At 41.5% G+C, this 6,704-nt stretch carries 8 protein-coding genes and 2 pseudogenes; 3 read left to right on the top strand and 7 right to left on the bottom strand.

Translation table 11 applies throughout. From position 1 onward, the window contains the following. A pseudogene (locus tag F6K20_RS18960) lies at positions 1 to 155 on the bottom strand (IS630 family transposase); the annotation flags it as partial. Positions 156 to 198: 43 nt separating this feature from the next. Here F6K20_RS18960 and F6K20_RS18965 point away from each other — a divergent pair. Continuing rightward, a pseudogene (locus F6K20_RS18965) lies at positions 199 to 721 on the top strand (nitroreductase family protein); the annotation flags it as partial. A 51-nt stretch (positions 722 to 772) separates the two neighbouring features. Beyond that, the gene (locus F6K20_RS18970; protein WP_008190546.1) at positions 773 to 1,498 is read left to right on the top strand and encodes a pirin family protein; all 726 of its coding nucleotides are present in this window, start codon (positions 773 to 775) and stop codon (positions 1,496 to 1,498) included. 174 nt (positions 1,499 to 1,672) lie between these two features. On the opposite strand, the gene F6K20_RS18975 is transcribed toward F6K20_RS18970, so the two are convergent. Further along, a complete protein-coding gene (locus F6K20_RS18975; protein WP_008190544.1) occupies positions 1,673 to 2,263 on the bottom strand; it encodes a 2OG-Fe(II) oxygenase in 591 nt (196 codons plus the stop codon). Positions 2,264 to 2,403: 140 nt separating this feature from the next. On the opposite strand from F6K20_RS18975, the gene F6K20_RS18980 reads away from it, so the two are divergent. Beyond that, the gene (locus F6K20_RS18980) at positions 2,404 to 3,642 is read left to right on the top strand and encodes an RNA-guided endonuclease InsQ/TnpB family protein (RefSeq protein ID WP_071986982.1); all 1,239 of its coding nucleotides are present in this window, start codon (positions 2,404 to 2,406) and stop codon (positions 3,640 to 3,642) included. Positions 3,643 to 3,672: 30 nt separating this feature from the next. Here the strand turns inward: F6K20_RS18980 and F6K20_RS18985 are convergent, their stop codons facing one another. The 5 genes from F6K20_RS18985 to patD all read right to left on the bottom strand — a co-directional run bounded on the left by F6K20_RS18985 (position 3,673) and on the right by patD (position 6,377). Then, positions 3,673 to 4,281 carry a 2OG-Fe(II) oxygenase gene (locus tag F6K20_RS18985; protein ID WP_008190538.1) on the bottom strand — a complete coding sequence of 203 codons (609 nt, stop codon included), beginning with the start codon at positions 4,279 to 4,281 and terminating at the stop codon, positions 3,673 to 3,675. 571 nt (positions 4,282 to 4,852) lie between these two features. Beyond that, the gene (locus F6K20_RS18990) at positions 4,853 to 5,077 is read right to left on the bottom strand and encodes a PEP-CTERM sorting domain-containing protein (protein WP_143764248.1); all 225 of its coding nucleotides are present in this window, start codon (positions 5,075 to 5,077) and stop codon (positions 4,853 to 4,855) included. Next, a complete protein-coding gene (locus F6K20_RS18995; RefSeq protein WP_008190532.1) occupies positions 5,074 to 5,502 on the bottom strand; it encodes a hypothetical protein in 429 nt (142 codons plus the stop codon). The genes F6K20_RS18990 and F6K20_RS18995 overlap by 4 nt, the downstream gene beginning before the upstream one ends. 33 nt (positions 5,503 to 5,535) lie before the next feature. After that, on the bottom strand, positions 5,536 to 5,670 hold the full coding sequence (locus tag F6K20_RS19000; RefSeq protein ID WP_008190529.1) for a hypothetical protein: 135 nt from the start codon (positions 5,668 to 5,670) through the stop codon (positions 5,536 to 5,538). Between the two features lie 332 nt (positions 5,671 to 6,002). Next, complete coding sequence (patD, locus tag F6K20_RS19005) at positions 6,003 to 6,377, bottom strand: heterocyst frequency control protein PatD (protein ID WP_008190528.1); 375 nt, start codon at positions 6,375 to 6,377, stop codon at positions 6,003 to 6,005. Positions 6,378 to 6,704 lie beyond the last annotated feature (327 nt).

Below are 6,704 nucleotides of genomic sequence, written 5' to 3' on the forward strand. Positions count from 1 at the left end.
CAACCCAAAACTTCAGCAATTTCTAACTGTGTTTTTCCACTATTCAACAACAGCAAAATTAAAATACGTTCTCTAATATTTCCATTTTCTTCTATTTTTAAGGCTTTTTGAAGTATTGTTTTTTGCTCTTGTGTCAGATAATTTTTTGCTGGCATATTTCCTATTATTGGGTTATTTATTAATTTTTATTATACCAATTTAAATGCCGAACAGCTTAATCAGCGTCAAGTAACAGAAGCTCCAGTTGTATTAATTTGTTGTGGCGATCGCCGAGTTACTCAAACCGATTACATTGAATCGGTGATTCAACTAGGGTTAGATGTTGGTGGAGTCAATGATGCTTATGCAGATTTTATGCGTAGCTCCATTCCTCAATTGTTTGAGTATCATCCCTCGTTTCAATCCACCGAAGCCTGGACAAATCGTCACACTATGTTAGCCGTTGCTCATTTAATGATTGTGGCAAAAAGCTTTGGGGTTGATACCTGTCCCATGGAAGGATTTGTGTCTGCTCAAATTAAAGAAGCATTTAACATTCCTGCGGAAGTAGATGTGTGTTGTTTACTCCCCATGGGATACGCCGCTGAACCCTGTCTTGATGCAGTCGCTCATGGGGGAAACCCCCAAGACCGCGCTGCATCGCTTTAAACTCTATGGTGGACGGTTTGATATCGAACAAGTTTACTATGGGGAGAGCTTTGGAGAATCATTCCAAGTGTAGTACTCCTCAAAGTTTATTAATGACTAATTACAAGATTTGGAAACAAACCCGATGACTGTAACCACAAACAATCAGAAAGTAATCAAAATTCGTAAATCCTCTGAAAGAGGACACGCTAATTACGGTTGGCTCGATTCTTATCACACCTTTTCCTTTGCTAACTATTACGACCCCGCTCATATGGGATTTGGCAAACTGCGGGTAATTAATCAAGACCGGATTGAAGGTGGAACTGGCTTTGGAACTCACTCCCATAGAGATATGGAAATTATTTCCTATGTCCTAGAAGGAGCCCTTGAGCACAAAGATACCCTTGGCAATACAACCGTTATTCGTCCTGGTGAAGTGCAACGGATGAGTGCAGGAAAAGGTATTGCCCACAGTGAGTATAATTATTCAGCCACTGACATCGCCCATTTTTTTCAAATCTGGATTCTACCGAATCAAACTCGATTAATACCAAGCTACGAGCAGAAATTTTATGCACCAGAAGAAAAGCAGAATCAATTAAGACTAGTTGCTTCAGAGGATGGACGGGATGGTTCTGTGACCATTCATCAAGATGTTAATGTCTATGCCACGAATCTGGATGCTGGTGCATCAGTAATAACCCATGCTAATCAAGATCGTCATATTTGGGTACAAGTAGCACGAGGTCAGGTCAAGTTAGATAATTACTTGCTACAAGCTGGTGATGGTGCTGCTATTTCTCAAGCAGAATCTGTGATGTTAGTGGGTCAAGAGCAAGCAGAGGTGTTGCTGTTTGATTTGGCTTAAATCGAGATATCTGAGCATCTGTACATTTGAAGTTACTGGTTTGCCATTGGCTAAAACCTTGATTTTTACTTTCACTTGGGTAAGTCCTATCGCCATTCTTGATAGCGGTAAACAAAAAGGGTTTCAGGCTAGATTGCCCCTGGTGACAGCTTCGCTAGTTCTACCCCTGATCGATCAAACTCCATCGAAGATCCGACTATTAATCCAAGCTACTAGAGCAAAGCGGGTTCCTCGTGTAACGGGCTGTACCTGGTGAATCCAACTGGATGGGAAGAGTGTTGCTGAGCCTTGCTCTGTGCTAGCCACTTGTACAGCTTTCCTAAAGATGAGACTTCCCCCCTCATAGTCTTCAGGTGGGCTAAGTTGAACGACAATGCTGATACGGCGTCCACCAATTACACCTTTGTTGACATCAGTATGTTCCTTATAATGACCTCCGATCCCGTAACGTAGGAGAAGAATTGGTTCTGAAAATTCCTTCTCAATATTGAAGTTAAATACCTCGTTAGCCTGATCTGCACATGCGATTAGGCGTTGATAAAGCCAGCTATACTCAGTTAATTGAGGGATCTTGAGAAGATGTGCCCATCGATAAGAACGGTCAATTACTTGCTTAGAGTAGTCATGACCGACACGAATTTTTGCTTCTTCCAACTCGTGCTTCGCTGCATCTTCAACCAGGTCAACACACTCTCCAATAGAGAGAACTCCAGGGAAGGTCATTAAATGTTGATGAGGGGGTTGAGGGCTTACCACAATAGACATCAGATAATTTCCTATGGGAGAATTTAATGTTTCATCTATCTTCGGCGTGGAGACTCCCGTTATAGCGAAGCTTAACGGTGAGAGGAAACGCCGCCCTGCTCTATTGTATGACTTCACAATAAGTGGTGTATAATGTGAGTATGATTCAACGTGCCTATCGCTATCGCTTTTATCCAACGACCGAGCAAGAAACTCTCTTGCGACGGACACTGGGTTGTACTCGGTTGGTTTACAACATGGCTTTAGCAGCTAGGACTCAAGCTTGGTATGAGAATCAAGAACGAGTTGGGTATGCACAAACATCCTCAATGCTAACAAGTTGGAAAAAGCAAGAAGAGCTTAGTTTCCTTAATGAGGTTAGCTGTGTACCGCTTCAACAAGGCTTGAGGAACCTTTCGGCGAAGCCGACGCTACGCGAACAAAAAGCCTTTGCGAATTTCTGGGCAGGACGTGCTAAATATCCCAATTTCAAAAAGAAACATAATGGCGGTAGTGTTGAATTTACTAAGTCGGCTTTCCGTTGGAAGAATGGGCAAGTGTTTTTAGCTAAATGCTCTGAGCACTTGCCAATCCGATGGAGTAAAAAAATACCTGAAAATTGCACTCCTTCTACTATTACTGTCAAGTTGGATGCTAGAGGACGTTGGTATGTATCTCTTCTGGTAGATGACCATACTATTAAGCCTTTTCCAAAAACTGATAAGTCTATCGGTTTGGATGTGGGCATAAATAGCTTGATCGCTACTAGTGACGGAGAAAAGATTACTAATCCCAAGCACTTTAAGGGGTTACACCAGAAATTAAGACGTGTTCAAAAAGTACTGTCTCGCAAGAAAAAAGGTTCTAACAACAGACAAAAAGCTAGACTAAAAGTAGCTAAAGTACATGCACACATAACTGATACCCGTAAAGACTTTTTGCATAAGCTGACTACTCAACTGGTACGCGAAAACCAAACGATTGTCGTTGAGGATTTAGCTATAAAAAACATGGTGAAGAACCATAAACTTGCCCTTGCTATTAGCGACGCTAGTTGGGGGGAATTAACTAGACAACTGGATTACAAATGCCAGTGGTATGGTCGAGACTTAATTAAGATTGACCGATGGTTTCCTAGTTCTAAAAGATGTGGGAACTGTGGGCATATCGTTGATAAAATGCCGTTGGATATTAGGGAGTGGAAGTGTCCTGAATGTGGGATTATCCATGACCGTGATATCAACGCGAGTCAGAATATTTTGGCGGCAGGACTTGCCGTGTCAGTCTGTGGAGCGAACATAAGACCTGACAACCATAAGGTTGAAGGGCAGTTGCGAAAATCCCGTTCGCGTAGCGTCGGCTTTCTCGAAACGGGAAGGAAACAGAAACCTAAATCGTGAGGTTTAGGAATCCCCCACTATAGCGGTAGCTTAGTGGCGGGAGGATGTCAAAGAGAGAAAAGCTACAAGAGTCCGTCGTTCCCCTCGAACAACAGGAGTCACCTCGTGGAGTAGATCACCTGCACTGAGTACCATCTGAGTTGACAAAGGATGATATATATTGGTAGACCCTCCTTGATCATAAACAACTAGATCGCCACCTTCATCAGCTTCCTGAAGATGAATAATAATTGCTAAATGTCGCAGTGGATCGGAATCATTATCATAGTGAGCACCAATATAGCCTCCAGGTCTCATAACATTCAACTGAATGCGTCGAATTTCTAGAAATTTAGCACAGGTTATGAACTGAAAAAAGGCCTTCATTGGCTCCTTCAGGAGGATATTTTCAATCACTGTGCCAGTAGAGGTAAGAGTTTGTAGATAAGGTGTATCGGTCTTCAGACGACCCACTTCTAAGTTGTGAGTTTCCCCTCTGTCACCCACAGTAACCGAGCGAGTAGGAGTCTTGCAGGAAATATTAAGAATACATTGATAGTCTTCAGGGGTCATTGGAGTTTCATTAAGGGATAGAACCAAGACTCCATACTTGGCAAACTTATAGCGCAAATCACTATACTGAGAACTAAGCTCCAACATCTAAGTTTCTTCTAGCCTCTAAAAACTCTTTCTTGAACACCAAAACCTCCAGGAAGCTGAAGATGTAGAGCATAAGACTGATAGCATAAAATCCATTCTTCAGCCAACTTTCCCCCTGGCTTGATCATACAATCACTAGACTGATAGCATAAAATCCATTCTTCAGTCAACTTTCCCCCTGGTTTGATCATACAATCACTCAATATTCCTGGGCATCACTATTGAATCATGTTTCGGTAAAACCCAAAATCTGGATTTTACCGAGTCAAACAACACAACTGAGATGCACCCATTCTTGATAGGGGTAAACACAGATAGTTTGTAGGAATACAGCAATGTTTCCTACAAACTATTTTTGATTCATATTGTCTATTCACATTATAACTAAGAATATGACTACGTTCTGGTAATAGGTAATAGGTAATAGGTAATGTGTAATGGGTAATGGATAATGGATAATAGATAATGGATAATGGGAAATGGGTAATAGTAAGCCAATAACCAATGACCAATAACCAATGCCCAATTACCAAGTAACTATCTTTAGCCTTCTTTTCCCTCAGTCTTATGACTAGGATTTTTTACCTTGGCGTTTCTGTACTGACGTTAACCCCATAACTCCGAACGCAAACAGCGTACCTACTAAAGTTCCTGGTTCTGGTGTGGATACACTGCCTGATGGTGGCCTCGGTGTGTGTGTAAGTCCGCTGATAACAAAGACAACATCGTTAAAGTCTTGGTCTCCTGAATCATGGGCTTGCTGGGATATCCAATCGTCTTCAAATCCTAGCATCACAAACTTTTCCCCTCCAAATTCAACTTCATAACCCAAGAGATGATGAATCCGTCGAGATTGAATCTGCCGAGCTTGAATTCGTCGCGGATTTTTTCCCGATTGGAACCAAAGTACTTGTCGTTTTCACGATTATCATTGTACCCATCGGACTTTATGAAAAACTCAATAAAGGTGTCACCGACAAAATTCCCCAGATTTACACCTTGACCAAGTGCCAAAAGACCATCGTCGTTAGGGAGAATGCTCAAGGGAGAGGAAACATCATCAAAAACTATTTCTTTACTGTTACCATTATCCACAGAATAGAATAGTTGATTTCTGAAACCGGCTCCTTCGTTGATAAAAAAGACTTCCACATCGTTGGCACCACTTTCCCAGCGCAGAAAATTAAAATCGATTTCAGGCAAATCCTCTTGATTTATCATTAATCTTTCTTCATTTACGAAATCGTTAAAGTATTACCACTGCTCATAGGTTAGTTTTGGTACGTAATTCCCTGAATTGCTATACTGTTGATTGTATTCTTGCTCAGATACATTTGCAGATGCTTGATTGGCAGAATACAAAACTCCTAAAACAGTAGCGGTCGCCATTAATCCAGAAAGCAGTTTATATTTAATGAAATTGACTTAACTGATTAGACACTTCGTGGTTGTATAAATTAGGGAGTATAGAGCTGTTTTGTCTGTGCATTCCCTCTTATTTATCAGTGTCTCTGTCCGATGTATAGCGTTTCCTTTATGATTCGTGAAATATATTGGCCGAAGCTATCGCTATAACCCAAGCCCTGCAAGGATTTACGATTTTACCAATTTTACAAATGATTTAGGATTGCTATATGCGATCGCGTTTATGAAGATTTGATGCCAGGTTTAACTTTTGTATAAATTTTAAGGATGATAGCTGAATGCTTACGCTAGGAGTATTATGGTTGTTCCTGAGATTGTTGCAGCCACCCTTGGCAGTACTGAATCAGGGTCCCAATGCGATCGCATACTCCCTTCTGCCTCAATTTGGCTGTCTGGGCACTCCGGGATGCCTGCAGAAGCATCAGGTCATTTTCCAATAATCGGATCTGTTTGTGAATTTCCGTTTTTAGGGACTGCCATCGAGAGGCATAATCCAGAGGTATGTCTGAGGCACTAATACTAGCGATCTCAGTGATGAACAGCCCCTTTAGTGCTTGAAACTGCTCCTGAATTGCTGATCGGGCCACATCATCAGCGCCAAATTTGTAGTACATTTGTTCTAGGGCTTGTTGGAATTCTCGTAATCGTTGATTATGTGATTGAGATAACATTGTGAGCCCTATTAGCGTAAAATTATAAATGTAAAGAATTTTTTCTTTTTAAAGACAGGGCAGTTACCAAACCAACAATTTGGCTCTGCCACTTAAATATTGGAGGAAGCTTCCATCTCTTTGAACTTGAGCATCCGGACAGCATTCTGGCTTGACGAAAAAGGAGGGTGAGAGGAAGCTTTACTTAAACCGACTGCTGAAAAGGGTTTGGCTGCATCGACAAGCTTGCCACCCTTCTGAGTCAGTACTCATTTTGGTAGACTTCGGTTTTCCTAGACTCCGGTATCTATTTTTTCTCTGAGGGGCAAATAATTATGGACGCGATCG

It is taken from the genome of Moorena sp. SIO2C4 (genome assembly GCF_010672485.1).
Taxonomy (GTDB): Bacteria; Cyanobacteriota; Cyanobacteriia; order Cyanobacteriales; family Coleofasciculaceae; genus Moorena; species Moorena producens.